The organism is Rhodococcus sp. RS1C4 (assembly GCF_002258225.1).
Classification (GTDB): Bacteria; Actinomycetota; Actinomycetes; order Mycobacteriales; family Mycobacteriaceae; genus Rhodococcoides; species Rhodococcoides fascians_E.
The window spans coordinates 14,884-39,748 of record NZ_NOXZ01000035.1; the positions used below are offsets into that span (position 1 = coordinate 14,884).

Below are 24,865 nucleotides of genomic sequence, written 5' to 3' on the forward strand. Positions count from 1 at the left end.
TTATCGTTGCTCACGAACCGGTCCGATGTCCGCCATTCGAATTAACCTGTAGTGAGCACGGTGCAGATCGGCCGCAGTTCGAGCGTCCACGATGATTTCAGACGGTGTGGGGTGGCATCATCGACGACGTGAACCAGGGTGGGAAACGCAACACAGGACTCATCGTCGCGGCTGTCGCGCTGTCGATTGTGTTACTTGCCGGGATCGGCTACGGGGTACTGCGTTATACCGGTGACGGAACGAGTGGTAGTCCCTCGGCGGTCGAGGCATCGCCGAAGCCATCTACTCGCGTCAATTCCGCACCGTCGCCGAAGACGACAGACCCCGCGCCTGCGGCGCCCACGCTGGCTGCACCGGCTCCGATCGTTCCACCACAGCCGGTTCGTGGTGACCTAGGGCTTTGGGTGCCCATGACAGCGCCGGCATGTGATGGAACCGGCATCGTGGTAATTCACTCCGCTGTCGATCCGCAACGGTATGTAGAAGAGATTTCCGCAGCACTGTCCGCCAATCCTGGTTCGCAGTACCTGCGGACCGACGCCGCGTGCCCATCCCTACGTCAGCAGACCGATGGCGGGAATGCGATCTATGCGGTGTATCGCCCGGCAGGCAGAACACCGCAGGCCATTTGCGAAGGGGTTGCGGGCAGCCCAGCCGGGTCGTACGGCAAGTGGCTGGATCAAACGACGGACCCGTCGTTCATCGTCGGCTGTTAGATCGCGTCTCAGGCCGAAAGATCTACGCTCCGAGCAGTGTCGGTCGTTCGACCGATAGTGTCACAGCGCGGGCCGTGGCAACCTTCCTGCTGTGCTCTCGTCGAAAAGCGCATCCGGTGAGAGTGGGGAGTTCGATGAACGCGTTCGACCAGTACGGTCATGGCCCGGGGCCGTCCCCGTTCAACGGCCCGATTGGACCGCACAACATTACTCCGCCGCCCGGCCGGCCCATCCCCCCGCCGCCGCTGCCGAACCCACGGTTGAGTCATCACCCCTCCATGTCATCTCACCCTCCTTTTCCGTCGCCATCGCATATCCCGCGTCCTCCGGCGCCCGGTGGTGGTCGAAATACAGGGATGATCGTGGCGGTCATCGCGGTGGTGGTGCTTGTCCTGGGTGCGCTGGGCGCGGGCGGATGGTACCTCTTTCAGCAGCGCGCGGTGGACGAGACTGCTCAACAATCGACCGTGTCCACGACGGTGCGTTCGCCCTCCGCGCAAGCGAGTTCCGCGTCGACGACTACGCCTCGCGCCGCACCTCCTGTCGTCTCAATACCTCCCGGTGCTCGAACATGTCCAGCGGAGTTCGGTCCGACGGGTGAGTACGTCTCGTCTGCGGCTGGGACGACGATCACCTCGTGTCCGTTCGCCGAGGCGGTGCGCGTGGCCTATGCGGGCGCTGGGCAAGCCGGTGCCGCACGAACCGTGACCGCTACGAGTTCGGTCACCGGCCGGTCGTACCCGATGAGCTGCACGCCGGTGGGGGGTCTCGTGACGTGTACCGGTGGTGACAACGCGGTCGTTTATGTCTACTAGAAGATGGGCGATGTCCGTGAAGGCGCCCGCCTTGGTTGGCGCGGCACTACTCGTGCTCGTCAGCGGATGCACCTCACCGTCGATCTCGTTGGACGGCAGAGCCGTTGCGCAGCAGGAGTCGAACTCGATCGAGGCACCGCCGCCGACGGTCGCACCGACGGAGTTCGCCGCCCCGGTGCCGCTGCCGCCGAACGGGGCGATGGTGTTGCGCGCGGAGTTCGACCGCGTCGCGTCCACGTACTCCGGCCGACTCGGCCTGGCATACATCCCAGTCGGCGGCGGGCAGGTCCAGGTATTGGGGGACTGGTCGACCGGAGTCGCCTGGTCCACCATCAAGGTTCCACTCGCGGTTGCAGCTCTGCGTGCATCGGCGTCGAACGGGTTGTCCTCGGCAACGTCTGCGATCGTGAACTCCGATAACGCCGCTGCAGAGAACTTGTGGGCGAGTCTGGGCGACGCGACGTCTGCAGCGTCGGCCGTCGAGCAGGTCCTGACCGACGGCGGTGATGCCGCCACCGACGTTCAGGACACCCGAATCCGAGACGGGTACACACCTTTCGGTCAAACGGACTGGTCACTCGTCCAACAGGCGCAGTTTTCTTCGGAACTCCAATGCGTGGACACCGGGCCCACCGTTGTCGAGCTCATGCATCGAGTGTCGTCGGATCAATCGTGGGGCCTCGGTCGACTGCCCGGGTCTGCGTTCAAAGGCGGCTGGGGGCCGAGTGACGATGGGAGTTACCTGGTTCGGCAGCTGGGAATCCTCGAAGTTGCCGGCGGCTACACCGCAGTGGCAATCGCGGCCGAATCTGCGTCGGGTTCGTTCTACGACGGCATCACGATGCTCGACGCCCTCGCCGAGATGCTCGGTGCTCACTCGGACCTCCTACCTTTCGGGAGGTGTGCGTGACAGGCGATCCCCGGGATGCGCAGGGAAGGCCGTGGAAACTTATCGCCACCGTTGTCGCTGCGGCGATCGTGCAAACAGCACTACTCGCAGCTCTGTTCTTCGGCTACACCAACTTGCAGGCCGAGGACGAACCCGACGTGATCGAAGACTGGGCAACCCAGGCGGACGGAGTGGTGGCGGCCATAGAATCGATCGCCGAAGATCCGTCGGCGATGGTCGCGGACCAAGTGCGCGCCGATCTGCTGGAGGATCCGTCGTCGTTGTCCAACTCGGCGACCTACGACGCCCGACGCGACAGCTGGGTGTCCGACGGTATCGGAGGGGGTGTGATCGAGGTGACGGTTACTGAAAGCGACGGCACGAGTGCGGATTACCTGGCTGTCATGGTAAAGGAGGACGACGCGTGGAAAGTCCTGTCCACGGTCGCTATTCGATGAGGCGATTCCGGAGGCTCGCGTCTTTGTCGGTCTGCCTCTTCATGATGTCGGTGCTGATGACACCGTCGCTGTCTGCGCAGGAGTTCGACAGTCAGCCGCAGTGGGACTGCGCCGGGGTGGAAACTGCGGATGTCCTCAACACCGACACTCACCGCAATGGACAGCCGATTGTGCAGTCGCGCGATGGACGGGGCAGATGGGTTCCTGTTCTATTCGTGCACGGCTGGACAAGTCGCGCTGCCCATGACAACGCCCGTGAGGGTGCATTCTCGGACTACGTCGACCTCACGTCGAACCGCGTCGGAGTAGCAGAGGGCGATCGCTCGTTGATCGGTCAGTTGCAGACCATTCCAGGAGTCGCGTCTTTCACGTTCGACTACCACGACAAGTCCGGAAGGTGGGTCGATGACGAAGGAATCGGGCCCGCACTGGGGCGTGCCATCGACTGCCTGTACGAGGAATCGGGCGACGAGGAAGTCATCGTCGTTGCCCATTCCATGGGTGGGCTCGCGACACGCTACGCGCTCGGGCTCGACGCATCGCGCGCTTCTCGGGTAAGCACAGTAGTCACCTACGGCACTCCCAATACAGGGTCGGTGGCAGCCCTCGTAGCGGCTGTCGGCGTGGACGCCGGAACCAAAGCCCTCTCTCGGGCAGGCGCAGTAGGTGCGGCAACAGCAACGGTGCTGCGCATCATTCTGGCCTCGTGCGCCGATAGCAGCACTATTTCGATGAAGGACGCCGGTGGCATTTGCGCGACGCCGTTCGGCGCGTTCGCCGGTGAAGCAGGGAAAGCGCTGCGGGTGGGTTCGAGAGAGCTCGATCGCCTGGCGCAGTGGCCGGACGGTGTCGAGGTCCATGCCCTGGCAGGTGATGCTCGTTTCGATATCACCGAACGGTCCTGGTTCGGTGTAAGGGTCGAGCCGGTGCGAGGCGAGCCCGGCGACCTCATCGTCACGAAGGATTCGGCTACCGCTGGGTCGACCGAATCATCACGCGTGCAGTGCGATTACCAACTGAACGTGAAACAAGGTGCGCAAGATTCCATCGGCCTGATGGCCGAGGTGGTCCCACTCAACGAAGTGCCGGACGGACCCTGGGCTTCGGTTCACGGTGCGTGCTTTCACAACAACCTGATGCGCGCGCTGGAACTGTCGGTCATAGCCACGAGTGTTGTCAACGACGACATCGCCGCGCGAATCCAAGACCTCGCGCCGACCGATGTGGTCGAAGAAGTGGCGGTCGAGTCGAATGGACAGCCTGCGGACGGGTACCGGATCGTCGGCGACTCGGGTGAAGTCGACTGTTACGACGCCTCGCTGGCAGCCATCGACGACGGTATTCATCGATGCTCGCCGACCGCGTCCGGCGCGGATATCTGCTACGAGGCAGGTGGGCGCGACCTATTATGCGCGGAGTCTCCCTGGGGCAAGGAGTTGCGGCGCGCGCAGGCGGCAGAACCCTTGAGCAGGGTTGCGCCGTTGCCGGATCGGCGGCCGTGGGGCTTGGAACTGGCGGACGGCACACAATGCCGAATTCGGAACGGCGGGAGCTGGCCGGGGAGAGACGACGATCTGGTGGGTGCCTACGCGTGCGATGGCGAAACCTTCGTTCTCAGCGACGGCGAATCGCCGATAGTCGACTCGTCACAGGCGGTGTGGACCGTGCGCATGGGTGGACTGGGCGACATCGACGAATGGTTCCCCGAGCCGACACCGACCGCTATCACGCGAGCATGGTTCGCGGCGACCGGCAGCGGTTCTTGAGCAGTCATGCGGCGTGTCGACTGTCCGGCTAACAGGCTCTGGTCTACAAGATTCGCTACCTGAGAAAGCATCGCTACGTGTTCCGTATCGGGGCCGTGGTGCTTCAGTTCGCTTCAGTCCGTGGTGATTTCAGCCTGACGTCTGGACAGGTGCTGAGGTCGAATGCATGGAGCACAAGGTCCAGTTCTTGGTCTTTGCCAGGGTTGAGCGTCCTGATCAACCCACCAGGCTTGCTGCCAGTCTCGACAGCTTCGCTTCGATGACCGTGAGGCCGTTTGGGTTCAGATCGAGTGCCGTTGTCAGTCCGTCGAGGGCATTGATGAAGATCGGTACCAATGGCGCGTACTTGGTCCGCAGTTTCGCACGCTTGGCGTCGTCCTGCAGATACTGCACGCTGCCGGCGTTGTCGATTAAGTCGGCGTATTTGACGAGGAAGACCTTGGGGTCGGTGATGACGTCCGCAACGTGCTGGGCATAGGCGGCGTTCTTCTCTGCCTTCGTCAAGGGGATCGAGCTCGGTGGGTTGGTCACTGCTGCAACGAGTCTCGCGGTCTCTTGGCCGAAATGTTTCTCGATCAACAGGAGTGCGTTCTCGGCTGGCAGGCCCTGAGCTGCGCCGAGGACCTTCACGATGTTCTCGGGCTGGTCTTCGACGGTGTCGTGTAGTGCGGTGGCGGCGAGTACGTCGGTGTCGGCGCAGCCGAGCCGGACCAGACGCAGGACGTTCCTGAGCGGATGGACGATGTACGGATCCACCGGGTAGGTGGCGCGGCCGATGCGGGTCTGCGACAGGTGGACGGCAGTGGCAATTTCTATTGCGTAGCGGAGTGTGCCGATGTCGACCCGATCCTGATCGACTTCGTGGTCGATCGCGAAAACGAGTGCGGCGGAATCCATTTGCTTGAGTTTCGTAGTTCTGAAGGTGGCGGTAAGCGGGCTGTCGGTCATAGGTGTCTCCAGTTCGGTAGTAAGGATCAGGAGGAGCGGGGGAGTTCATCGGCGGTGCGATAGGAGCATCCGAGCGCATCGGCTGTGTCGAAGCCTGCCTTGTCTCGAAACCACGAGGCGCAGGTCTGGGCGACCAGTCGGATATCGCGGGTGAACAGGTATCCGTCAGTGCAGTCGTCGAAGTATCCGTCGTAGTGCCAGGTATCGAGGGCGAGACCGTCGGACGAGTAGTCCGCGAACGACAGTCGTTCGAGCACTTGTTTCGACAGCCTGAGCATCAGGACACCGTCGCTGAGGAAGACGACCTGGGCGCAGACGACGGGGCTGTCGTCGGACTCGTCATAGTCCTGCGGGCCGAGTTCGATCAGAAAGCCCAAGGGCTGGTCGTACATGGACTCGGCCAGCCATTCCATCATCGCGTCCCATGGATCGACGTCGAGCCGTGTGCCGTCTACGACGAATGCGTCGAGGTTCGAGCCCTGCGGGATGGGCGCTTCCCAGGCATCGAGGATGTCGCCGTCGCAGACGGAGTTCAGGTTTCCGTCATCGTCGCGCCAGACGGCCCCGAAGCCGAAGTCGCTGGTGTCTGTGATTCCGTCGACGGACGTGTGGATGATGCTCCACCCTTCGAGCCGGACCCGGAGATCGGTGACGACGACGGTCCGATCACCGTCGTCGGTCACGTAGCGCCACTCGGGGAGCCGCGGCTGAGCTGCATCGATTTCGATAACGTCGTCGTACAGAGCGACCTCGGCCCGGTAGATGTCGGCACGCACGGACCGGACTCGGGTGATCGTGCGGTCTCGATCGAGGGTGATCGACGGTTTGGCGATCGAGAGTCCGGCCGTAACTGGCGATTCTCGTGTTTCGAGGATGACCTGGGGCCGCCCGGCCGCAGAGCGACTCAGCCGCACGTTGCGAGGATCGTTGAGTACCTTCGTCAGTCGGTCGTCGCGGAGGTGGCGCGTGGTGACGTTCTCGGGTTCGACCTCGATGATCACTGTCGAGCAGCGGCGGGGGTCTGCGTCGTGCGACCATGCCGGCAGATCGCCGAGTCCGTCCAGCTCGTGGTCGAAGAACGGCTCGTCCAGCCACAAATCGGATCGGCAGACTTCGACGCCGGCAACCGGCCATGCGCGGTCGACGAGCTTGGAAATGTGGAAAGCCTGGAGTCCTGCCTTCACCCAGTCGGTGTGGGGGAGTCGAAGTAGACTAGTGCGTTCCCGAGAGGGGACTCGTTCACGTGTGCGTTGTCGCGGCGGACGCTATTGCTTAGATCTTCGCGTCGATGCGGTGTCAGCTGTGTCAACGGGAGGTCGACCTCGACGATGATCGTGAATGCGAGTGGTTCGGTCGGTCGGCGGGCAGGGTTGGGTGATTCCATAGTGCTCATTTCTGTCGAGCTGAAGGTGAGTGCCGAGATAGCCGGCGAGGGCGGTTCCTGAATGAGGAATGCCTGCAACACCTTTATACCGCCAGGCACCGACAGATTTCTCAATGCAAACGCGGCAGCCCGTCGTTCCCGGAACCGAAGCAACCTGAGGGGCTTCTGTTCCGCGTGCGTGAGCGTGGGCCTTTACGGCGGCCCGAGGATCGGTCTGATGAGTGAGTTGCCCTTCTCATCGAGCCCGTCGGAGGGCTCCAGATCGCTGAGTGCAGCGCCTCCCCACGGCATAGCGAGGTCCTCGTTCATGTTCACTGACTGAACCAGGTAACCGTCGCCAGCTGCTTCGAGGATCGTAACCAGGTCGCCGCGCTGTATGCCCAGCGGAACGAGGTTGTCGGTCACCACGCGAGCCAATTCGTAGTCGGCGAACCTTCCGTGCTCCATCCAGTAAACCCATCCCGCGAGTGGCGTTGGCAATGTGATCGTTGGTCCTTCGGCAGTATGCACCCGGTTGCGGTCACGTTGTTCCTGTTCGCTGGGCCTCCAGCTCGATGGGGAGTTGCCGGGAACCGATTTCGCTTCCATTGCGTCTAACCTGTTGATCGACGTGATCGAGGGGGAGCGGATGCGTAAGGGGACGGCGACGCTGGTGGCTGCTGCGACGCTTCTCGCAGGCTGCGGGGATGGGGTCGAGGGGAGTCCCGTGGCCGCCGAGCGCTGGGATCCGTGCAGCATCACGCGGGAGGCCGTCGCTTCGACAGGGTTGGATCCAAGTCGACGAGCTGAAGGATGGGGGAATGGCATCGATGTTCCGGAGTGGGGTCGATGTGTTTTCCAGGCTCCCGGGGGTTCGAGCTCGCCCTATGCTCTGGACGTTGTGTCGTCTGCCGAGCACACCATCGACGAGTCACGGGCCAATCCGTCTCACCGCGAAGGCCGAGACATCGAGATCCGCGGACGCGAGGGCTATATGTTCGTGACAGAGTTCGGCGCGGCGATCAGGGACTGTCAAATTGCGCTGGAGGTCGCTGGCGGTGTCGTCGTCTTTACCGCCCTGTATCGAATAGACGATGGCGTCGATGCATGCGATGTGGTTCGCACACACGTGTCCGATCTGGAAATATTCGTTCCGGCTGCACCGAAGTAGGAGATGATTATGGGGAATCCCGAGCGGCCGCTTACGTACTGGCAGGCACTTGCGGTGGCTGCTGACAACGGTGACCTGTATCTTAACTCTGCGACGGCGCAACAGTGTTCGTCAGCTTGCGATGCCTACATCGAGAAACTGCTGGTTCATCAGGACACGGCTAGAAGGCTTGCCGACATCACCGGCTACGGCGGTTTCGACATGGGCCGCCAGATTCGAACTATTTTCGCTGAAAAGGCCGTTGGCGGTCAGAACAACATGGTCGATGTGCTGCAGAGCCATATCGATGTAGTCGAAGAGATGAAGGTCGTATTCGGCAAATTTTTCGCCGCCACCATCGGAACCGATGAGGCCAATGCGGCGGGTCTTCAGGTGGATCCGCCGAGGTGACGGGACCGCTGCGTGCATTGATCTCGCGGTCTGTCACTGCCGTCGACGTCGGCTGCACTCTCGTCCTGCGAACTTCGGGTGGTTACGAAATCCTTGTGGAGTCAACTCTCTCCGCGAGTGGTTCGGAGACAGATGAACTCGAGGGATCTCGTTATGAACACGCGTCCAACCCACTGCACTTCGTGGGCCGAGTGATCGAGCAGGCACGGGTATCGGATGATGGTGCATTGAGGTTGATGTTCGATGACAGAACGACCCTGGTGGCGCCGGCGGATCCTGACTACGAAGCCTGGACCATTTCAGGTCCAGGCGGTGCCATGGTCGTGAGTATGCCTGGCGGTGGACTCGCAATCTGGGACTGACATGCATGCCCACGTGGTCAACTCCACGACCCCTGCACCCAGTATGCCCGTCGAGGATCGGACACTTTGATTCTTGCTCGGGGGAATTGGCTTCGACCTCGACTGACGAACCCAAGACGGTTCGTTACGTCGGAACGTCGAGCGGGCTGGCGGGCCTCGTCGCCGATATCGAAGCCGCGTCCGTTGCGGATGCTGTACTGATCATCCCGGTTGTTTCTTCGCGTCGTCAGGCCGTTTGCAACCGCATCTCAGCAGAGGTGGTTCCGCTGCTGAGGCGCATGGCGTAGAAGGCCGAAGTCGGGAATCCGTTCAAGAATGGCCATGATCCATACCAAACGATATTCGCTTAGGGTTTGGTATGATTGATTGATGGCCAACGATTCGAACAGTGGCCTGGCCGCCGTCGAGTACGAAGATCGGCCATGGCAATCGTCGTCTGCTGCTGCATCCAGGACGCAGCGCAAGCTGCATGCAGGTGACTACCGGGCTGCAGTGCCTCCGCGGATCGCCGATCTGGAGCTCCGACTCACCGATGAAGTCGCGGCCGAATCCGAGGACGCGCTGCGTGAAATCGTCCGATTCGACGAGTACGCATCGCAACGTCTCGGCTCGTCGACCGAGTTGGCGCCGATGAGTTCGATCTTGCTCAGATCCGAGAGTGCGGCCTCGTCGCAGATCGAGAACCTCACGGTCGGCGCGCGGTCCCTCGCGCTGGCCGAGCTGGGTTCACCCACCAGTCGGAACGCATCGATTATCAGCGGCAACGTGCGTGCGATGGAGGCCGCACTGGCAGCGAGTTCGACGGTGTCAGCCGAATCCGTGCTCGCCATGCACAGGGCACTGATGGAGCCGGCGGGCGATCCCGACGCCGGGCAATGGCGAACCCAGCAGGTCTGGATCGGTGGTTCGAATTTCGGACCCCACCACGCCGCATTCGTTCCGCCGCATCACGATCGACTCGAGGCCTGTTTGGACGACCTCTTCGTGTTCGCGTCGAGAGCTGATCTGCCCGTCCTTCCTCAGGTGGCCGTCGCGCACGCGCAGTTCGAGACCATCCACCCGTTCGCCGATGGCAACGGGCGCACCGGCAGGTCGTTGGTACATACAATGCTTCGTCGGGCAGACGTGGTCGAACGCGTCACAGTCCCGCTGTCCGCGGGTCTGCTGGCCGACACTGCGTCGTACTTTGCGAGTCTCGACGAATATCGACAGGGCGATGTCGAACCGATCGTTCGCCGGCTGAATGCCGCGGCGTTCGCCGCTGTATCCAACGGAAGGATGCTGGTCGACGAACTCGCCGATGTGCGAGACCGGTTCGGCGCCAGCGTCGTTGCACGTCGCGAATCGGTTGTGTGGAGCCTCCTCGACGCTCTCATTGCACAGCCGGTAATCGACAACCCCTTCGTGCAGAGGACATTCGGTGTCAGCGACATGGCTGCTCAGCGAGCTATCGATCGACTCGTCGGCGCGGAAGTTCTCCATCAGACCTCGAAGGGGCGACGAAACCGCGTCTGGCAAGCGGACGAGATCCTCGATGCACTCGACCGTTTCGCCGAGCGCACGCGTCGGGGGCGGTGATGAACTGCGCTGCAATCCTACGCGGCCAAGGAGATGCCCACTAACGCGCGGTCACCAATCCCCGGGCCAGGACACCGCTCTGGGCGTCCACGACCAGAACCTCGCTACCCGAGTCGGTTTCACGCCCGACCAATCGAACCTCTGCGTCCACGAAGACCGGTGCCTGCATCTGGAGCGAGAACCTCTCGACCTTGATCCCCGGCTGCGATCGAACAGCGTAGTCGAGCAACAACATCCGCACCAAAGGTCCGTGGACCAGGAGGTCCTGCAGACCCTCGACACCGCGAGCCCAGTCCCGGTCGTAGTGCACGAGATGTGTGTTGAACGTCAGTGCCGAGAACCGGAACAGCTGGCGAGAATCGAGCGTCAAAGACTCCGTCCACGCCCACTCCGCATCGGGTGCTGGTGCCGGCGGCTTTGCGACAGCACCGGGCTTCGCAGCCTCGAGGAACACGTCGTGCCAGACGCTCGAGATCGCAAGCTCACCGGCGACGAGGTAGTTTCTCTCGATGTCGGCGAACACCAGACGCCCGCCTCGCCCTTCCTTCTCGACGACTGCGCCTGCCTGAACTCGCTGCTCGACGACGTCGTCGTACGCCAGGGGTCGATGAAAGACAGTGTCTTCACCGGCGTACATCCGTCGCGGCAGGTCGATGACAGGTAGGACGCCGTCGTCGGCGGGGGAGCCATCGGGGCGGAGATCGGCCAGAGCGGCGTCGAACGGAAAGTAGATTCCCTCCCAGCCGGGAGGGAGCTCACCCGTCGACTTCGGTTCTGCGGCGAGAGGCGCGAAGGTGCCGCGATAGGCGGCCGCGGGCGCGATTCGCAGGGACTCGGTTCGGACCACCGCCATCAGACGACCCCACCCGCACGCAGCTCGGAGATCTTCTCGTCCGAGTACCCCGCCATACCCGCGAGGACCTGATCGGTGTGCTCACCGAGCGAATTGGCCCGACGGGCCGGGTCGGCAGGCGTCGCGCCGAGTTTGATGGGCTGCCCGAACATGCGCAGCGTCCCGAATTTGCCGTAATCCGCCTCGACGATCATGTCCCGCTCGGCGGTGCCCGGATCCTCCACCACCTCGCCGATGTTCTTGATCGCGGTCAGCGGAATGACGGCACCGGCAAGATCCTCCAGTTCGGAGCGCTTGCGCCCGTCGAACCAGCTGATGATCAACGGCTTGACGCGACGCTCGTAGACCTCGGGGTCGAAACGTTTGCGCATGGTGTCGATCTCGGGATCCGTCGCGGCCTCCGGCGTGCCGAACAGCTCGCAACTCGCGTTCCAGAGGCGGTCGGTGTAACCGCCGAAGAACACCTGGCCATCGGCGCAGGGGAACAGCTCGTACGGACGCACCCACGCATGCTTGTTGCCCGACGGCACGGCGGTCTTGCCGTCCACGGTGTAATCGACGACGGCAGTTTCCGTCATCGCGAAGATGCTGTCCACCTGTGCGACGTCGACGAGCTGGCCCTGGCCTGTGCGCTCGGCGTGCCGAAGTGCGGTGAGTGCACCGATCACGCCGAACATGGTGGCGGAGAGATCACCGATCGTGACCCCGACGCGCACCGGTTCCTCGCCGAGCTGACCGTTCATCGACCACATACCGCCCGCGGCTTGTGCGGTGTTGTCGAACGCAGGATAGGAACTGCGCGTACCGGTTTGGCCGTAACCGGAGATCGCCAGGTAGACCAGCCGCGGGTTGATCTCGGCCAGAGTGTCGTAGTCGATGCCCAGCTTCTTGGTGGTACCCGGCCGGAAGTTCTCGATCAGCACGTCGGCCTGCGCGACCAGGTCCTTCAGAACCGCCTTGCCCTCGTCAGCGCCGAGATTCAGCGTCAAGCCCAGCTTGCCGCGGTTGTACTGGGCGTAGTACGCAGAGAATTCGTCGTCCTCGGTCTTCATGTAGGGCGGGAACCCGCGGGCCACGTCGGGACCCGTCGGATTCTCGATCTTGACGACCGTCGCACCGAAGTCTGCGAACATCTGCGCTGCGTAGGCACCGGCGAGAACGTGCGAGAGATCGAGCACCACCACGCCGGACAGTGATCCTGCGTTGCCTACCTGAGGGAAAGTCATAGAACTACTCTTTCTATATCAGTACTACAGATCAAGCGACGGGCTCGACGTCGGCCACCATGATGGGATCCAGTGTGTCGTCCTGCACCTTCGACGGCAAAGTTTCGGGGAGGAAGGCGATTCCGACGAGACCGATGATGCTCAGGCCCATCAGGTAGGCGGCCACGAGCCAGGGGCTTCCGCTCGACGCAGCGACGAGTGCGGTGGCGACGAGAGGCGCCGTTCCGCCGACTGCAGCCGCGGGGATCTCACGGGAGATGGCGATGCCACTCCACCGGGCGTTCGTCGGAAAGATCTCGGCGAGCAGTGCAGCGGAAACACCGATGGTGGCGCCCTGAATGACGGCGAGGCCGAGGACCAAGCCGACACCGACGAGCAGGATGTTCTCGGTGCCGTACAGCCAGAAGAGCGGGAACGCGAGCACGATGCCGAACACTGCCGCACCGAGAAGCACCGGCTTGCGGCCGATGCGGTCGGCGAGCTTACCGAAGTACAGGGTCGTCGGGATGGTGAGGAGCTCGGCGATGATCAGCGCGACCAGAGCCGCTGTGGGATCGACGGTCAGTGTGCCGGTGACGTAGGAGACCGAGAAGGTCTGCACGATGTAGACCCACGGCAAGGTGAACGTGAACAGCGCCATACCGCAGATGAGGATGCGCCAGTGATTTTTCACGGCACCGGAGAGCGGCGAGTTCTGCACTGCGCCGTCCTTGGCGGCTTCCTCGAATGCGGCTGTCTCGCTGACCCGCAGCCGGAAGTACAGTGCGAACGCGACGATCACTGCGCTCGCGACGAACGGAATGCGCCAGCCCCAGGCGAGGAATTGCTCGTCCGGCAGCAACGTCAGTAGTGCGAACGTGGTGGTAGCCAGAGCCATTCCGAGATAGACCGACGCACCCGGGAAGCCCGCAGTGTAGGCGCGGCGCTGAGGATCGGAGGATTCGCTGGCCATCGTCATGGCACCGGCGAACTCCGCACCGGCTCCCGCACCCTGGAAGATGCGGAGGACGATCAGCAGAATCGGTGCCCAGATGCCGATCGAATCGGCGGTGGGTAGCAGACCGATGAACGTCGTCGCGATACCCATCATCATCAGTGTGACCAGCAATGTCATCTTGCGTCCGACGCGATCGCCGTAGTGCGCGAAGATCAGACCACCGATGGGCCGAGCTCCGAACCCGACCGCGAACGCCGCGAAGGCACCGAGCATTCCGGCGAAACTGCCCGCGCCGGGGAAGAACAGCGGTGCGAACACCAGAGCCGATGCGAGGCCGTAAAGAGTGAAGTCGTACCACTCGATGATGGTGCCGACCGAGCTGCCGATGACGGCGTGACGACGTTCCTTCTTGGTCTTGGTGTCGACCTCGGGGAGGTTCGGTGTGTTGGACATGTTGCTTCCTTCGGGGGCTGAGATCAGCGGGTGGGGGAGAGTGCGTGATCGGCGCGCGCTGCGGACAACGCTCGCACGACGGAAGAGTCACTGGGCCGCCCCATCGCGGAGGCAAGCCAGTCGGAAACTTCGGCAAGTGCATGTAGATCGATGCCGGTCTCGATGCCGAGGCCGTCGAGCATCCAGAGCAGGTCCTCGGTGGCGAGGTTGCCGGTAGCGCCCTTGGCGTAGGGGCACCGGCCGAGGCCCCCGGCCGACGAGTCGAACTCGGTGACACCGGCCGTCAGCGACGCGTAGACGTTGGCGAGGGCTTGACCGTAGGTGTCGTGCAGATGCATCGCCACTCGGTCCACGGAGATACCCCGTGCAAGAACAGCATTCAGGACTGCATGGACGTGACCGGGTGTCGCGACACCGATGGTGTCACCGAGTGACAGCGTCCCGACGCCCATCTGAATCAGGCGTTCCGCGATATCGGCGACGCGTTCGACGGCGACGGCGCCTTCCCACGGATCACCGAAACACATCGAGATGTAACCGCGCGTCGCGGCACCACCTGCAGTAGCACCCTCGACGACGGTGGCGGCCGACGACAAGGCGTCGGCGACGGTTGTTCCGAGGTTCTTGGCCGCGAAAGTTTCGGTGGCGCTGACGAAGACGGCGATTTCGGTGGCACCGGCGGACAGAGCGCGATCGAGGCCGCGTGCGTTGGGCGCCAGCACGATCTGCCGGATCGACGACGGTAATTCCAGACTCGCCATCAATTCCTCGGCGTCGGCGAGTTGCGGCACCCAGCGCGGGGAGACGAAGCTCGTCAGCTCGAGGTTTGTGATGCCCGCGGCGACGAGTCGACGACAGAATTCGGCCTTCGTTGCCGTCGGGACCATCGTCGTCTCGGCTTGGAGACCGTCACGTGGGCCGACTTCGTAGACGCGGACCGAGTTCGGCAGTGCCGGGTCGCGGTGCACGTCGGGACGGGGGAGGCTCATACCAAGCTGCCGTTTCGGAGCTCGCCCAGCACCTTCTCGGCGTGCTCGACGCGGATCGAGCGGTCCCCGATGAGCCGCTGGACGACGTCGTCCAGCTCGGCGGCCGTCGCTCCCGCGGTGACGGCAATGGTGCGGGCGTGAAGCCGCATGTGGCCCTGCTGGATTCCCTCGGCCGACAATGCGCGGCACGCGCCGAGGTTCTGAGCCAGCCCTACCGCGACAATGACTTCGGCCAACTCGGTCGCGGACGTGACGCCCAGGATCTCGATCGAGGTCCTGGCCACCGGATGCGCTTTCGTCGCGCCGCCGACGAGGCCGACCGCCATGGGAACCTCCAGCGTTCCGGACAGGTGCCCGTCGGCTGTCTTCTCGAAGTGGGACAGCGCGGTGTAGCGGCCGTCGGCACCGACCGCATGGGAGTGGCAGCCCGCCTCGACGGCGCGGGTGTCGTTGCCCGTCGCGAGTACGACGGCGCTGATGCCGTTCATGATGCCTTTGTTGTGTGTTGCTGCTCGGTAGGGATCCGCCTCGGCGAAGGCCGACGCATGAACGATATTGTCCACGACCTCCTCGCCGCCCAGTAGGTCGCGGTCGAAGACTGCGCGAGCCCGCACGATGCGCTGGTCGGCCTTGTTGGTCAGGATGCGCAGCAGTGGCCTACCGCCCGCAATGGTGGCCACGCGTGGTGCAATTGCCTCGGCCATCGTGTTGACGGCGTTGGCGCCCATGGCATCTCGAACGTCGACGACGATGTGCACGACGACGTGCACTCCGGTACGGGTGGGCAGGACACGGACGGTGAGATCGCGAGCACCACCACCGAACTTCACCAGCGTCGGATCCTGAGCGTTGGACAGTTCGAGGATCTCCTCGCGCGCTTCGAGGATGCGCAGACGAGCTGCCTCGGGGTCCTGCACGTCGAGCAACTGAATCTGCGCCTGCATGACCGGCCCGGTGTGGGAGACGAAGAATCCACCGTGCGGACGGGTCATGCGGGAGGCATTGCTGGCGGCCGCGACGACGGATGGCTCCTCGGTGGCCATCGGAACGAGGTATTCACTGTCGTTCACCATGACGTTCGTAGCGATGCCGACGGGGATGCCGAGGACGCCGACGACGTTCTCGACCATGTGATCGGCCTGCTCGACGGACAGGCCCGCCGCAGGATCCAGCGGTTCGAGCGCGGTCTCCGGCAGGTCGGTGCGCTCGGCGACGACGCGGCGACGCTCCAGCGGCGACAAGTCCTTGAAACCTGGAATTCGGCTGCTGACGGGCACTTCATCCTCCACGCGTTCGTCTCTGATGTATCGAACTCGAACGCTACGGGGCATGGTGTGACGTGCGATATGTGTCATCGACCCATCGATCCGGAGCATCGGTGTGCTGATAGCACACAGCTATCGCGGACGCCCGGCTCTCAGCGCGTCCAACCGGACCGCAGTGGAAATACGGAACAGAGCTTCGTCGTCCCGCCAGCCGTCGCCCAACAGCAGACGGAGTCGCTCCAGCCTCTGCAGGATCGTGTTCGTGTGATAGCTCAACGCACGAGCGGTCTTGGTCGGACTCGACTCGTTGCGCACGAATGCGCGCAGCGTCGCGACGAGGTCCGTCCCGTGTTCGGCGTCGTAGGTGATCACCGACCCGATCGTGTGGTCGATGAACGAGTGCACGGCCTCCGGATCCGACCCGAACATCACCATGTAGGGGTGGAACGACTCGGTTGTGACGACACCGTCGTCGATGCCGAGTGCGTCGAGCAGTCGAGCAGTTCGGTGTGCGACGTCGAATCTGTCCGACAGTACATCGACCGACGGTGCGGGCGGGGGCACGATGACACGGACATCCGGCACACCGCCGCTGAGGAGGATGCGTCGCACCTCGGTCGCGCTGGCGATGCGGTCGGAACTGTGGATCACCGCGACCAGTACATCCGAGTACTCGCTGACCAATCCGTTCCGAAAGTGCTGGGCAACGAGTGACGTTGCGGTACTACGCGATCGAGACGTGGTGATGACGAGAACCGTGTCCAGGGTGGAGGAGTCGACGCCATGAGCGCGAGCACGACGGTCGAGATCGCGGCGACGTTCGGGCGACGGGTCCAGCACGTCGGCGATGATCTCGTGTCGAACACGTTGGTCGGCGTCGGCGACGGCGTTCTGCTGCAGGGTGAGCAAAGCCGCCACCTGGGCGGCGCGTTCGATGGTGCGGTCGTCGACAGGACCGAGTTCCAGCTCGCCCGGGCTGAGTAGGACCGCGCCGAAATACAACTCGCCGGCCGTGACCGCAGCGACGACCTGGATGTCCGACGACGGACTGTCGACGTAGGAGCAATGACCGGTCGCGCGGCTCTGTTCCACCGCCCGGTAGGCGGCGCTTCCCATGCTGACGATTGCCGAGATGTGCGCTGACTCCTCCGACGACGCCAAAATGCGCAGATCGGCATCGACGATGGTGACGTAGCGTCCCAGCGCCCGCGCCAATGTGGTTGCCACTTGGCCGAATCCGCCGCCGACCAGCACAGCCTGCACCAATTCCTGATGCACGGTGTTGGAACGGTCGCGCACGGCGACGTGCTCGGTCAACGTGTGAAGTGCAGTGCGGGCCTCCTCTTCCGACGCTCGAAGCTGCGCCAGCGTGTTCGCAGTCTGCAGCACGATCGACGCGTGGTCGGCCAGAGCGGACAGCATTGCGATCTGCTCCGGTGCAAAAACATGTTCCTGACGTGTAGCGGAGAACAACACGCCGAGAACACGGCCGTCGGAGAGCATCGGCACACCGAGGATCGACACGATGCCTTCGCCGTGAACGGCGTCGTCGATGTCGGTGTCGTGCGTACCCTCGTCGTACTCGCTGTAACGCTGAACCCATTGCGCGCTGCGCGAATCGGCGATCCGGCTGGCGAGCCCCATACCGGCCGGAACTCGAAGGCGTCGAAACTGAGGGGTGACGGATCCGATCGTCTTGCGAACGTGGAGGTCCCGAGTGCCCGAGTCGAACTCGGACAGGTACGTGACGTCGCTACCCATCATGTCGTGCGCACGCGAGACCAGGCGTTCGAGCAGTCCGTCGATGTCGCGCACTTCTGCCAAGTCGCGGGCGCTGGCGAACAGGGTGCCCAGCTCGTGCTCTCGCCGGCGAAGCCGACTGACCTCCTCTCGCATCGCACGGGAGCGCAGCAGTGCTGACGCCCGTGTTGCGGCATCGACACCGAGCTCGGCGAGGCGCGCGTCGAGCTCGGTGTCACCGATGTCGTCGGTCAGCGCTTCGACAACCTTCGCGGAGTTGTCGGCAGGTGTCATGGGTTCGAGACTAACCAGCTGCCGGTCCGTGGAATGCACCACGAGACCAGCGACGCTACCCCCTGGGGGTATATGTTGCTATCGTCGATGGCATGCAGTCAATCGGCTTCCGTGGACGAGGCGCGGCCTCGACGGGACTTCTGATTGCCCTGGTGGTGTTCGGGGTGCTGCTGATGCATTCTGTGACGCCAGTTATGTCGGCGGCGTCTGGAGCGATGGTCGGCGATCATCACTCGATGGTGGCGTCGGATGCCGTCGACGGCTCGGTTCCGGTCGCATTCGGCGAGCACGACTGCCCGTCGGCGCATCAGATGATGCACCCCTGCATGGGCACCACTGCGTCGTGGTCTGCGCTGACCGACCCGGTGACGAGCGGTGAGATCGACCTGTCGCCGATATCGACGGAGTGGCGCCACATACGCGTCGACTCGACTCAGGAGCGAGCTCCTCCGTGGACATTGTGGGAGTTGGACAAATCGGTGACCTTGCGAGTGTGACAGGGAGCCCGGTCGACTGGCGTCTACCGGCGAATCCGATTCCCTGTTCTACTCACTCTTGCAAGGAGTTTCACATGCACACCAAGATTGCCGCCTCGATCGCCGCTGCCACCATCGGCGCGTTCCTGCTGAGCGGCTGTAGTGACACCTCGACCGATTCGTCGATGGACGGGCAGTCGACGGAGACGATGTCGTCGAGTGCGTCGGCTGAGTTCAACGATGCCGACGTGATGTTCGCGCGGATGATGTACCCGCATCACGCACAGGCAGTCGAGATGGCAGAGATGGTGCAAGGCCGTAGCGACAACCCGGACGTGCAGGCGTTGGCGTCGGCGATCGCTGCCGCGCAACAACCCGAGATGGACCAGCTGACGAGCTGGCTGGCCGAGTGGGATCAGCCCGCACCCTCGGGGGACATGGGCACCATGGGCGGGATGGATCATGGCTCGGGCACGGGCATGATGACCCAGCAGGACATGGATACCTTGGCCGGCCTGACGGGTCCGGAGTTCGACCGGCAGTGGTCGACGATGATGATCGCTCACCACACCGGTGCGATCGAAATGGCGCAAGCCGAGATCGCGAACGGATCCAACCAGGATGCGCAGCAGATGGCCCGCACAATCGTCGAGACGCAGCAGCAGGAAATCGACACCATGCAGCAACTGCTGGGCTGATCTCGAATCCTGTCGAACGAAGGGCTGCATCCTCATTCATCTCGCGGGGGATGCAGCCCTCTCCGACCGCAGATCGCGGGGGTTGTTGTCCCGGCTCGAACTGCGAATGCATCGACCTGACTCACCACGCTCTGGGTATGAGTTGTTACGGTCATGTTTCGAAGTTCTCACAAGAGGAGGCGGGGCGTGTCGACGCGCGACCAGATCGAAGCGATTTACCAGCAGGTCCTGACGCGTAACGCCGGCGAGCCCGAGTTTCATCAGGCAGCGGCCGAGGTGTTCGAGTCGCTGCAAGTCGTCCTCGAACACCGACCCGAATACGCCGACGCCGCACTGATCGAGCGCCTGTGCGAACCGGAACGGCAGATCATCTTCAGGGTCCCGTGGGTCGACGATTCCGGGTCCGTACACGTCAACCGCGGATTCCGAGTGCAGTACAACAGCGCGCTCGGACCGTACAAGGGCGGCCTGCGCTTTCACCCCAGCGTCAACCTCGGCATCGTCAAGTTCCTGGGCTTCGAGCAGATCTTCAAGAACTCACTTACCGGACTTCCCATCGGCGGCGGGAAAGGCGGCGCGGATTTCGATCCGAAAGGCCGATCCGACGCCGAGGTCATGCGCTTCTGTCAGTCGTTCATGACCGAGCTGCATCGTCACATCGGCGAATACACCGACGTGCCCGCCGGAGACATCGGCGTCGGCGGACGCGAAATCGGCTACCTGTTCGGCCAATACAAACGACTCACCAACTCGTACGAGTCGGGAGTGCTCACCGGCAAGGGAACGTCCTGGGGAGGGTCTCAGGTGCGGCGTGAGGCGACGGGATACGGTGCCGCCTACTTCGTTGCCGACATGCTGGAAACCCTCGGGACCTCGCTCGACGGCAAAACCGTGGTGGTCTCCGGCTCGGGCAACGTCGCGATCTACGCGATCGAGAAAGTACATCAGCTGGGCGGCAAGGTCGTTGCATGCTCGGATTCGTCGGGATACGTCGTCGATCCGAATGGAATCGATCTCGAACTACTCAAGGATCTCAAGGAAGTTCGACGCGAACGCATCAGCGCCTATTGCGACACCGTGAAGGCTGCGACATTCACGGCGGACGGGTCGATTTGGGACGTGGCGTGCGATGTCGCAATCCCGTCGGCAACACAGAACGAGCTCGATGCAGACGCGGCAAAAGTGTTGATCAACAACCAGGTGCGCGTCGTGGCCGAGGGTGCGAACATGCCTACCACTCCGGACGCAGTGCAGTTGTTCCGTGACGCCGGAGTTGCCTTCGCTCCAGGAAAGGCCGCCAATGCAGGCGGAGTCGCGACATCAGCACTCGAGATGCAGCAGAACGCATCTCGCGACTCGTGGAGCTTCCACTACACCGACGAACGTCTCGCGGCGATCATGAATGGAATTCACGCGCGGACCATCGAAACAGCAGCGGAATACGGCAAGCCCGGCGACTACGTGCACGGCGCCAACATCGCCGGATTCATTAAGGTCGCCGACGCAATGGTCGCCCTGGGAGTTGTCTGAGACTCGAACTGGCCGGTGATCCGGTGCCCGACGTCGACGAGACATCGCCAGCACCCGCCGTCCGTAGTCCGGGCGGCGATGAATGCGAAGGTGCGACACTTGACATCGTTCGAGTGCATTGTTTCCCTGACCGGCGGTGCGCGGTCGAAGGCAGCGCGCGACGGTCGCACACCGACCTGGCTGCTCTCGACCCGTCGCGACGACCTCGTTCGGCACCGAGTTCTCCCGACAACGGACAGCCTGGCCGCACAAGTGCCGACCGAGCGAGCGCGGCGTTGGCTCGGGATTCTGGAAAGCACAGAAGTAATAGCCTTCGCGATCGGGTTTTCGACGATCGCCGGGTGCGCGTTCGGACCTTGAGCGCTACCACGCCGTTCGCAGTGTGCGACTGGCGATCCAAGTGCAGTGGATCGCAAAAATAGACTTCTGATCCGCATCGACGCCGAGTATCCTCGGACGCAGGTTCAAGAGTGACAGTCAGCGGTACCTGGCCGACTGTCCGGCAACCCCGTCTCCATCGACAGGGGTGCCCCAGGGGAAGAACCGGCTCGACCGACGGCCGTCGGCGAGCAAGTCGATGGAGGTACCGAACCTCCGGGACGAGGTGAGTCATGTCTGATCCATTCGGACTTGCTGAGGCACAGGCGAAGTGGAACCCGATCCCGCCGGAACGCAGACGACGGTGGTGCCGGACCCTGCTCGACTACCCGCCGATCTGGTACGGGACCTTCGCGATGATCGCGACAAGGCAACACATCCTCGACGGCGGCTACACCAACATCGTCGCGTGGATCGATCTCGCCAAAAGAGCGGAAGCCGTTGGCTTCACCCCGGAGACGTGGCTGATCTTCCGGCAGAGTCTTCAGCGTGAGTACCTGATCGAGGACTTCCCGTCCCACCCGGCGAAACGGCTCGGCAACGGCGGGATCGAGTCCCTCGTCGTCGACCCGGAAGACTTCGCCGACTGGCCATGGATGTACGAGGCCGGATATCGAGCATCCGAGTCGACCGTCAGATCCCTCGCACGACCGGCCGACCTGTAGGTCACCGCGCTGCGGTGAAGCGGAACCGTTTCGATGGTCATTGCGTCTAACCTGTTGATCGACGTGATCGAGGGGGTCGGGTGCGTACACGAATAGCGGCATCAATGGCTGTAGCGGCACTGCTTGCCGGATGCAGCGGGGGTGTCGAAGGCAGTCCCGTCGCCGCTGAGCGCTGGGATCCGTGCAGCATCACCCCAGAAGCGGTGGACGCAACTGGGTTGGACAACTCCACCCGTCAGGAAGGATGGGGTCGCGGTATCGAGGTTCCGGACTGGGCGCGGTGCGTGTTCAGCGCTCCAGGGGGCGCGAATTCGCCCTACGGACTGAGCGTGATGTCATCGATTGAGCACACGCTCGACGAAGCCCGTGCCGACCCCTCTAATCGTGACGGCCGTGATCTAACAATCGGTGGTCGCGATGCCTACATGTACGTTACCGAGTTCGGTAATGCGCTCAGAGACTGCAAGATCGCTATCGATGTCCCGCCAGGCGTTGTGGTGTTCACTGCGCTGTATGAGATGGACGACGGCGTGGATGCCTGCGCAGTAGTGAAGAGGCACGTCAACGATCTGGAGTCTGCGGTTCCGGCCGCACCGAAGTAGGGGGCTCGATGAGTAATCCTGGAGAACCGGTCACCTATTGGAAGGCCCTGGCTGTTGCTGCAGACAACAATCAGTTGTATCTGAACGAGGAAGCTGCCCACGCCTGCTACGAAGCGTGCGACAAGTACATCGCAAAGTTGAAGGTGCATCAGAAAACTGCGAGGGATCTTCGGAACGTTACCGGCTGGGGTGACTTCAATATGGGACTTCACTTGCAGAAGGTTTTCGCCGACAAAGCCGATGGCGGCGAGAACAACATGGTCGACGTGTTGCAGAGTCATATCGACGTCGTCGAGGAAATGAAGATTGTCTTCAACAAGTTCTTCACTTCGACAAATGACGTGGACGAGGCAAACGCCGGAGGCATTCAAGTCGACGGGCCTAGGTAGCGTCAGACGGCACGGAAACGCAGCTTGGTCTCAACCGGTCAACGCGTCGGCTCGGTTGAAACTACGTGAGCTCCGGTGGGCGTTGTGGTGTGTGGGCTCAGGGTAGGGCGGCAGAATTCAGGCATTGACCTTGACGCTAGGTCATGGTTGAGACTGAAGGCATGCAGATAGGGCAACTCGCTACCGCGGCCGACACCACACCGAGAACGGTGCGTCACTACCACCGCCTCGGTCTCCTCGCCGAGCCTCAACGGCGCGGGAACGGCTACCGCGAGTACACGATGAACGATGTCGTTCGGCTCATGCGCATTCGCTGGCTCGCGACCAACGGCGTCCCGCTCGGATCGGTTGCCGCGGTTCTCGCGCGCGACGCCTCTGACATCGAGGGTGCTGACGACACAATCGCTGATCTACGCGACCTCGTCGCAGCACTCGAGGCCGAACGCGCCAAACTGACACAGCGGCTGATCAAGCTTTCCTCGATGGTCGACGACGTCGAGAGCGGTCGGCCGCTCTCCGCGCTCCCTCCGAAGGTCGCCGGACTGTTGGCCGGCGCTCTCGAATCCGCCCCGACGCCTGCGGTCCGCACAGCGCTCGAGCGAGAGCGTGACTTGCTCGAGGTACTCGCCATCTCGGGTAAGGCACCGCAGGAATTTCTGTCGTTCTACGCGGCGTCGATCGCCGACGACGAGCAGCGTTCCCGGTACGCCGAACTTCTGTCCGAATGGTCGAGTCTGGAGGGGAAGTCACTGGATTCGGCGGAACCGATGATCGAACGTTTGTCGCGTACGTTGATGGCCTGGTTCGAGGAGGCAGATCCATTCTCAAGCAGAGAATTCGACACCACACAGTCGGGTGAAACAGGCATGCCGATCCCACTCGACGCGATCATCCCCGACCCGGCTCAACGCGAGGTGGTCTCCCGAGTCCAACGTGCGCTCGTGAGCAAGTCAAGCTCTGTAAAGGGCGCCTCATGAAGGTATTAGCCTCGAAGAGTTTCCACCGATCCATGCAAGCGCTTGCAGCAACTGTCTTGGCTGTCGATGCGATCCTCCTGGCGACCGGAGTCCTCGGGCCAGGGCAGGCCGTGCTGTTGTTCGCCACCGTCGAACTTCCCTTGGCCATTATCGTGATGCTCGGTCTGATGACGACCTACCGGGCCCGCCGTCGCGACGGGGAGGATGCAAGAGCGGCGGTGGTCGCTACGGCCGAGAACTCGTCATTCTGGCCGATGATTCTGGCGGAGGTTCGCGCCTACACGTCTCTGTGGTTGTGGATCAGGGGCCGCGTAGCTGACGTCGAGCCGGGTGCGCTGGTGTTCCGGTCGAACCGCGGGACCATGACGCTACCGGCTGCCTTCGGCGTGGTCACCGTCGTAGAGATCTGTGTGCTTCATGTCGTTCTTCCATGGATGTGGCTGCGTATCGCACTCGCGGTGCTGTCAGTGTGGTCCTTGTTCGCGGTGTTCGGCTATCTGGCAATCCACCGAGTCCGTCCGCACTATTTGACCGACACTCATTTCGTTGTGCGGCAATCCGGTTCGACTATCGCCGCGATCGAGCGTTGCTCCATCGCGTCCGCAGCCCTGTCGCGGCGGTTCTGCGAAACCACCCCCATTGCCACAGAGAGCCGATTGCATCTTCCCAACGTCGACGGTACGAACGTCGATATTGTGCTTGCCCAATCGATTTCAGTTCGGTTACCAGCCTTGCTCCCAAAGCATCGCAAGGCCTCGTCCATCAGACGTATCAGCATGTATGTCGACGACCCCGCTGCACTGGTGACCGAACTACACCGAGGTGCAGCACCGTTTGCACGTCGCTGACAACGCGACACCCCGGAGCGGTCCTCTCCGCATTCGTTTGCGATGAAGGTTTCGAACTCGCCAGCCTTGCCTCGGCGACTTGGCCGGGT

At 62.9% G+C, this 24,865-nt stretch carries 25 protein-coding genes and 1 riboswitch; of the genes, 16 read left to right on the forward strand and 9 right to left on the reverse strand.

The window, feature by feature from the left end; genetic code table 11:
• Positions 1–128: 128 nt before the first annotated feature.
• From CH289_RS18035 to CH289_RS18055, 4 genes are all read left to right on the forward strand, one after another.
• The gene (locus tag CH289_RS18035; RefSeq protein ID WP_143545112.1) at positions 129–716 is read left to right on the forward strand and encodes a serine/threonine protein kinase; all 588 of its coding nucleotides are present in this window, start codon (positions 129–131) and stop codon (positions 714–716) included.
• An 825-nt stretch (positions 717–1,541) separates the two neighbouring features.
• On the forward strand, positions 1,542–2,441 hold the full coding sequence (locus CH289_RS18045) for a serine hydrolase (RefSeq protein WP_052061888.1): 900 nt from the start codon (positions 1,542–1,544) through the stop codon (positions 2,439–2,441).
• A complete protein-coding gene (locus CH289_RS18050; RefSeq protein ID WP_037159992.1) occupies positions 2,438–2,878 on the forward strand; it encodes a hypothetical protein in 441 nt (146 codons plus the stop codon). The genes CH289_RS18045 and CH289_RS18050 overlap by 4 nt, the downstream gene beginning before the upstream one ends.
• Complete coding sequence (locus tag CH289_RS18055; RefSeq protein ID WP_143545113.1) at positions 2,845–4,644, forward strand: esterase/lipase family protein; 1,800 nt, start codon at positions 2,845–2,847, stop codon at positions 4,642–4,644. Before CH289_RS18050 ends, CH289_RS18055 begins: the two co-directional genes overlap by 34 nt.
• Before the next feature lie 216 nt (positions 4,645–4,860).
• Here CH289_RS18055 and CH289_RS18060 read toward each other — a convergent pair whose 3' ends face one another.
• From CH289_RS18060 to CH289_RS18075, 3 genes are all read right to left on the reverse strand, one after another.
• Positions 4,861–5,541, reverse strand: a complete 681-nt coding sequence (locus CH289_RS18060; protein ID WP_179276830.1) for an HD domain-containing protein — start codon at positions 5,539–5,541, stop codon at positions 4,861–4,863.
• Positions 5,542–5,618: 77 nt separating this feature from the next.
• Entirely contained in the window at positions 5,619–6,776 is a 1,158-nt protein-coding gene (locus CH289_RS28790; RefSeq protein WP_256977321.1) for a hypothetical protein, read from the reverse strand.
• A 392-nt stretch (positions 6,777–7,168) separates the two neighbouring features.
• Complete coding sequence (locus tag CH289_RS18075) at positions 7,169–7,423, reverse strand: hypothetical protein (RefSeq protein WP_080733787.1); 255 nt, start codon at positions 7,421–7,423, stop codon at positions 7,169–7,171.
• 181 nt (positions 7,424–7,604) lie between these two features.
• Between CH289_RS18075 and CH289_RS18080 the strand changes: the two genes are divergently transcribed.
• The 4 genes from CH289_RS18080 to CH289_RS18100 all read left to right on the forward strand — a co-directional run bounded on the left by CH289_RS18080 (position 7,605) and on the right by CH289_RS18100 (position 10,456).
• Positions 7,605–8,126 (forward strand): DUF3558 family protein, encoded by a 522-nt coding sequence (locus tag CH289_RS18080; RefSeq protein ID WP_080733798.1) that lies wholly within the window; start codon positions 7,605–7,607, stop codon positions 8,124–8,126.
• 9 nt (positions 8,127–8,135) lie between these two features.
• Positions 8,136–8,516 (forward strand): hypothetical protein, encoded by a 381-nt coding sequence (locus tag CH289_RS18085; RefSeq protein ID WP_094728356.1) that lies wholly within the window; start codon positions 8,136–8,138, stop codon positions 8,514–8,516.
• On the forward strand, positions 8,513–8,878 hold the full coding sequence (locus CH289_RS29050) for a DUF6188 family protein (protein ID WP_094728311.1): 366 nt from the start codon (positions 8,513–8,515) through the stop codon (positions 8,876–8,878). Before CH289_RS18085 ends, CH289_RS29050 begins: the two co-directional genes overlap by 4 nt.
• Before the next feature lie 369 nt (positions 8,879–9,247).
• A complete protein-coding gene (locus CH289_RS18100; RefSeq protein WP_094728313.1) occupies positions 9,248–10,456 on the forward strand; it encodes a Fic family protein in 1,209 nt (402 codons plus the stop codon).
• A 40-nt stretch (positions 10,457–10,496) separates the two neighbouring features.
• On the opposite strand, the gene CH289_RS18105 is transcribed toward CH289_RS18100, so the two are convergent.
• The 6 genes from CH289_RS18105 to CH289_RS18130 all read right to left on the reverse strand — a co-directional run bounded on the left by CH289_RS18105 (position 10,497) and on the right by CH289_RS18130 (position 18,213).
• Entirely contained in the window at positions 10,497–11,309 is an 813-nt protein-coding gene (locus CH289_RS18105; RefSeq protein ID WP_094728314.1) for an HTD2 family dehydratase, read from the reverse strand.
• Positions 11,309–12,535, reverse strand: coding sequence for a CaiB/BaiF CoA transferase family protein (locus CH289_RS18110; RefSeq protein WP_094728315.1), 1,227 nt, complete (start codon positions 12,533–12,535; stop codon positions 11,309–11,311). The genes CH289_RS18105 and CH289_RS18110 overlap by 1 nt, the downstream gene beginning before the upstream one ends.
• Before the next feature lie 31 nt (positions 12,536–12,566).
• Positions 12,567–13,925 (reverse strand): MFS transporter, encoded by a 1,359-nt coding sequence (locus CH289_RS18115; protein ID WP_033187865.1) that lies wholly within the window; start codon positions 13,923–13,925, stop codon positions 12,567–12,569.
• A 23-nt stretch (positions 13,926–13,948) separates the two neighbouring features.
• The gene (locus tag CH289_RS18120) at positions 13,949–14,914 is read right to left on the reverse strand and encodes a hydroxymethylglutaryl-CoA lyase (RefSeq protein WP_094728316.1); all 966 of its coding nucleotides are present in this window, start codon (positions 14,912–14,914) and stop codon (positions 13,949–13,951) included.
• Positions 14,911–16,191 carry a hydroxymethylglutaryl-CoA reductase, degradative gene (locus CH289_RS18125; RefSeq protein WP_094728357.1) on the reverse strand — a complete coding sequence of 427 codons (1,281 nt, stop codon included), beginning with the start codon at positions 16,189–16,191 and terminating at the stop codon, positions 14,911–14,913. Before CH289_RS18125 ends, CH289_RS18120 begins: the two co-directional genes overlap by 4 nt.
• A gap of 120 nt (positions 16,192–16,311) precedes the next feature.
• A complete protein-coding gene (locus CH289_RS18130) occupies positions 16,312–18,213 on the reverse strand; it encodes a helix-turn-helix domain-containing protein (RefSeq protein ID WP_094728317.1) in 1,902 nt (633 codons plus the stop codon).
• A 92-nt stretch (positions 18,214–18,305) separates the two neighbouring features.
• On the opposite strand from CH289_RS18130, the gene CH289_RS18135 reads away from it, so the two are divergent.
• From CH289_RS18135 to CH289_RS18175, 8 genes are all read left to right on the forward strand, one after another.
• Positions 18,306–18,710, forward strand: coding sequence for a DUF6153 family protein (locus CH289_RS18135; protein ID WP_094728318.1), 405 nt, complete (start codon positions 18,306–18,308; stop codon positions 18,708–18,710).
• Between the two features lie 74 nt (positions 18,711–18,784).
• Positions 18,785–19,387, forward strand: a complete 603-nt coding sequence (locus tag CH289_RS18140; RefSeq protein WP_094728319.1) for a DUF305 domain-containing protein — start codon at positions 18,785–18,787, stop codon at positions 19,385–19,387.
• Between the two features lie 186 nt (positions 19,388–19,573).
• Complete coding sequence (gene gdhA, locus CH289_RS18145) at positions 19,574–20,917, forward strand: NADP-specific glutamate dehydrogenase (protein WP_094728320.1); 1,344 nt, start codon at positions 19,574–19,576, stop codon at positions 20,915–20,917.
• 462 nt (positions 20,918–21,379) lie between these two features.
• Positions 21,380–21,499: riboswitch (SAM riboswitch) on the forward strand.
• Between the two features lie 29 nt (positions 21,500–21,528).
• Positions 21,529–21,960 carry a mandelate racemase/muconate lactonizing protein gene (locus CH289_RS18155; RefSeq protein ID WP_094728322.1) on the forward strand — a complete coding sequence of 144 codons (432 nt, stop codon included), beginning with the start codon at positions 21,529–21,531 and terminating at the stop codon, positions 21,958–21,960.
• Positions 21,961–22,064: 104 nt separating this feature from the next.
• Positions 22,065–22,562: a DUF3558 family protein gene (locus CH289_RS18160; RefSeq protein ID WP_094728323.1), complete on the forward strand. Its 498-nt coding sequence runs from the start codon at positions 22,065–22,067 to the stop codon at positions 22,560–22,562.
• 8 nt (positions 22,563–22,570) lie between these two features.
• Positions 22,571–22,951, forward strand: a complete 381-nt coding sequence (locus tag CH289_RS18165; RefSeq protein WP_094728324.1) for a hypothetical protein — start codon at positions 22,571–22,573, stop codon at positions 22,949–22,951.
• A gap of 143 nt (positions 22,952–23,094) precedes the next feature.
• A complete protein-coding gene (locus CH289_RS18170; protein WP_094728325.1) occupies positions 23,095–23,928 on the forward strand; it encodes a MerR family transcriptional regulator in 834 nt (277 codons plus the stop codon).
• Positions 23,925–24,776, forward strand: coding sequence for a hypothetical protein (locus tag CH289_RS18175; protein WP_231383908.1), 852 nt, complete (start codon positions 23,925–23,927; stop codon positions 24,774–24,776). Before CH289_RS18170 ends, CH289_RS18175 begins: the two co-directional genes overlap by 4 nt.
• Positions 24,777–24,865: the final 89 nt, after the last annotated feature.

Coding starts and splice junctions, on each gene's coding strand:
- CH289_RS18045 (WP_052061888.1), top strand. CDS start 1,542: ATGTCCGTGAAGGCGCCCGCCTTGGTTGGCGCGGCACTACTCGTGCTC.
- CH289_RS18060 (WP_179276830.1), bottom strand. CDS start 5,541: ATGGATTCCGCCGCACTCGTTTTCGCGATCGACCACGAAGTCGATCAG.
- CH289_RS18075 (WP_080733787.1), bottom strand. CDS start 7,423: ATGGAGCACGGAAGGTTCGCCGACTACGAATTGGCTCGCGTGGTGACC.
- CH289_RS18080 (WP_080733798.1), top strand. CDS start 7,605: ATGCGTAAGGGGACGGCGACGCTGGTGGCTGCTGCGACGCTTCTCGCA.
- CH289_RS18085 (WP_094728356.1), top strand. CDS start 8,136: ATGGGGAATCCCGAGCGGCCGCTTACGTACTGGCAGGCACTTGCGGTG.
- CH289_RS18100 (WP_094728313.1), top strand. CDS start 9,248: ATGGCCAACGATTCGAACAGTGGCCTGGCCGCCGTCGAGTACGAAGAT.
- CH289_RS18105 (WP_094728314.1), bottom strand. CDS start 11,309: ATGGCGGTGGTCCGAACCGAGTCCCTGCGAATCGCGCCCGCGGCCGCC.
- CH289_RS18110 (WP_094728315.1), bottom strand. CDS start 12,535: ATGACTTTCCCTCAGGTAGGCAACGCAGGATCACTGTCCGGCGTGGTG.
- CH289_RS18115 (WP_033187865.1), bottom strand. CDS start 13,925: ATGTCCAACACACCGAACCTCCCCGAGGTCGACACCAAGACCAAGAAG.
- CH289_RS18120 (WP_094728316.1), bottom strand. CDS start 14,914: ATGAGCCTCCCCCGTCCCGACGTGCACCGCGACCCGGCACTGCCGAAC.
- CH289_RS18130 (WP_094728317.1), bottom strand. CDS start 18,213: ATGACACCTGCCGACAACTCCGCGAAGGTTGTCGAAGCGCTGACCGAC.
- CH289_RS18135 (WP_094728318.1), top strand. CDS start 18,306: ATGCAGTCAATCGGCTTCCGTGGACGAGGCGCGGCCTCGACGGGACTT.
- CH289_RS18140 (WP_094728319.1), top strand. CDS start 18,785: ATGCACACCAAGATTGCCGCCTCGATCGCCGCTGCCACCATCGGCGCG.
- CH289_RS18155 (WP_094728322.1), top strand. CDS start 21,529: ATGTCTGATCCATTCGGACTTGCTGAGGCACAGGCGAAGTGGAACCCG.
- CH289_RS18160 (WP_094728323.1), top strand. CDS start 22,065: ATGGCTGTAGCGGCACTGCTTGCCGGATGCAGCGGGGGTGTCGAAGGC.
- CH289_RS18165 (WP_094728324.1), top strand. CDS start 22,571: ATGAGTAATCCTGGAGAACCGGTCACCTATTGGAAGGCCCTGGCTGTT.
- CH289_RS18170 (WP_094728325.1), top strand. CDS start 23,095: ATGGTTGAGACTGAAGGCATGCAGATAGGGCAACTCGCTACCGCGGCC.
- CH289_RS18175 (WP_231383908.1), top strand. CDS start 23,925: ATGAAGGTATTAGCCTCGAAGAGTTTCCACCGATCCATGCAAGCGCTT.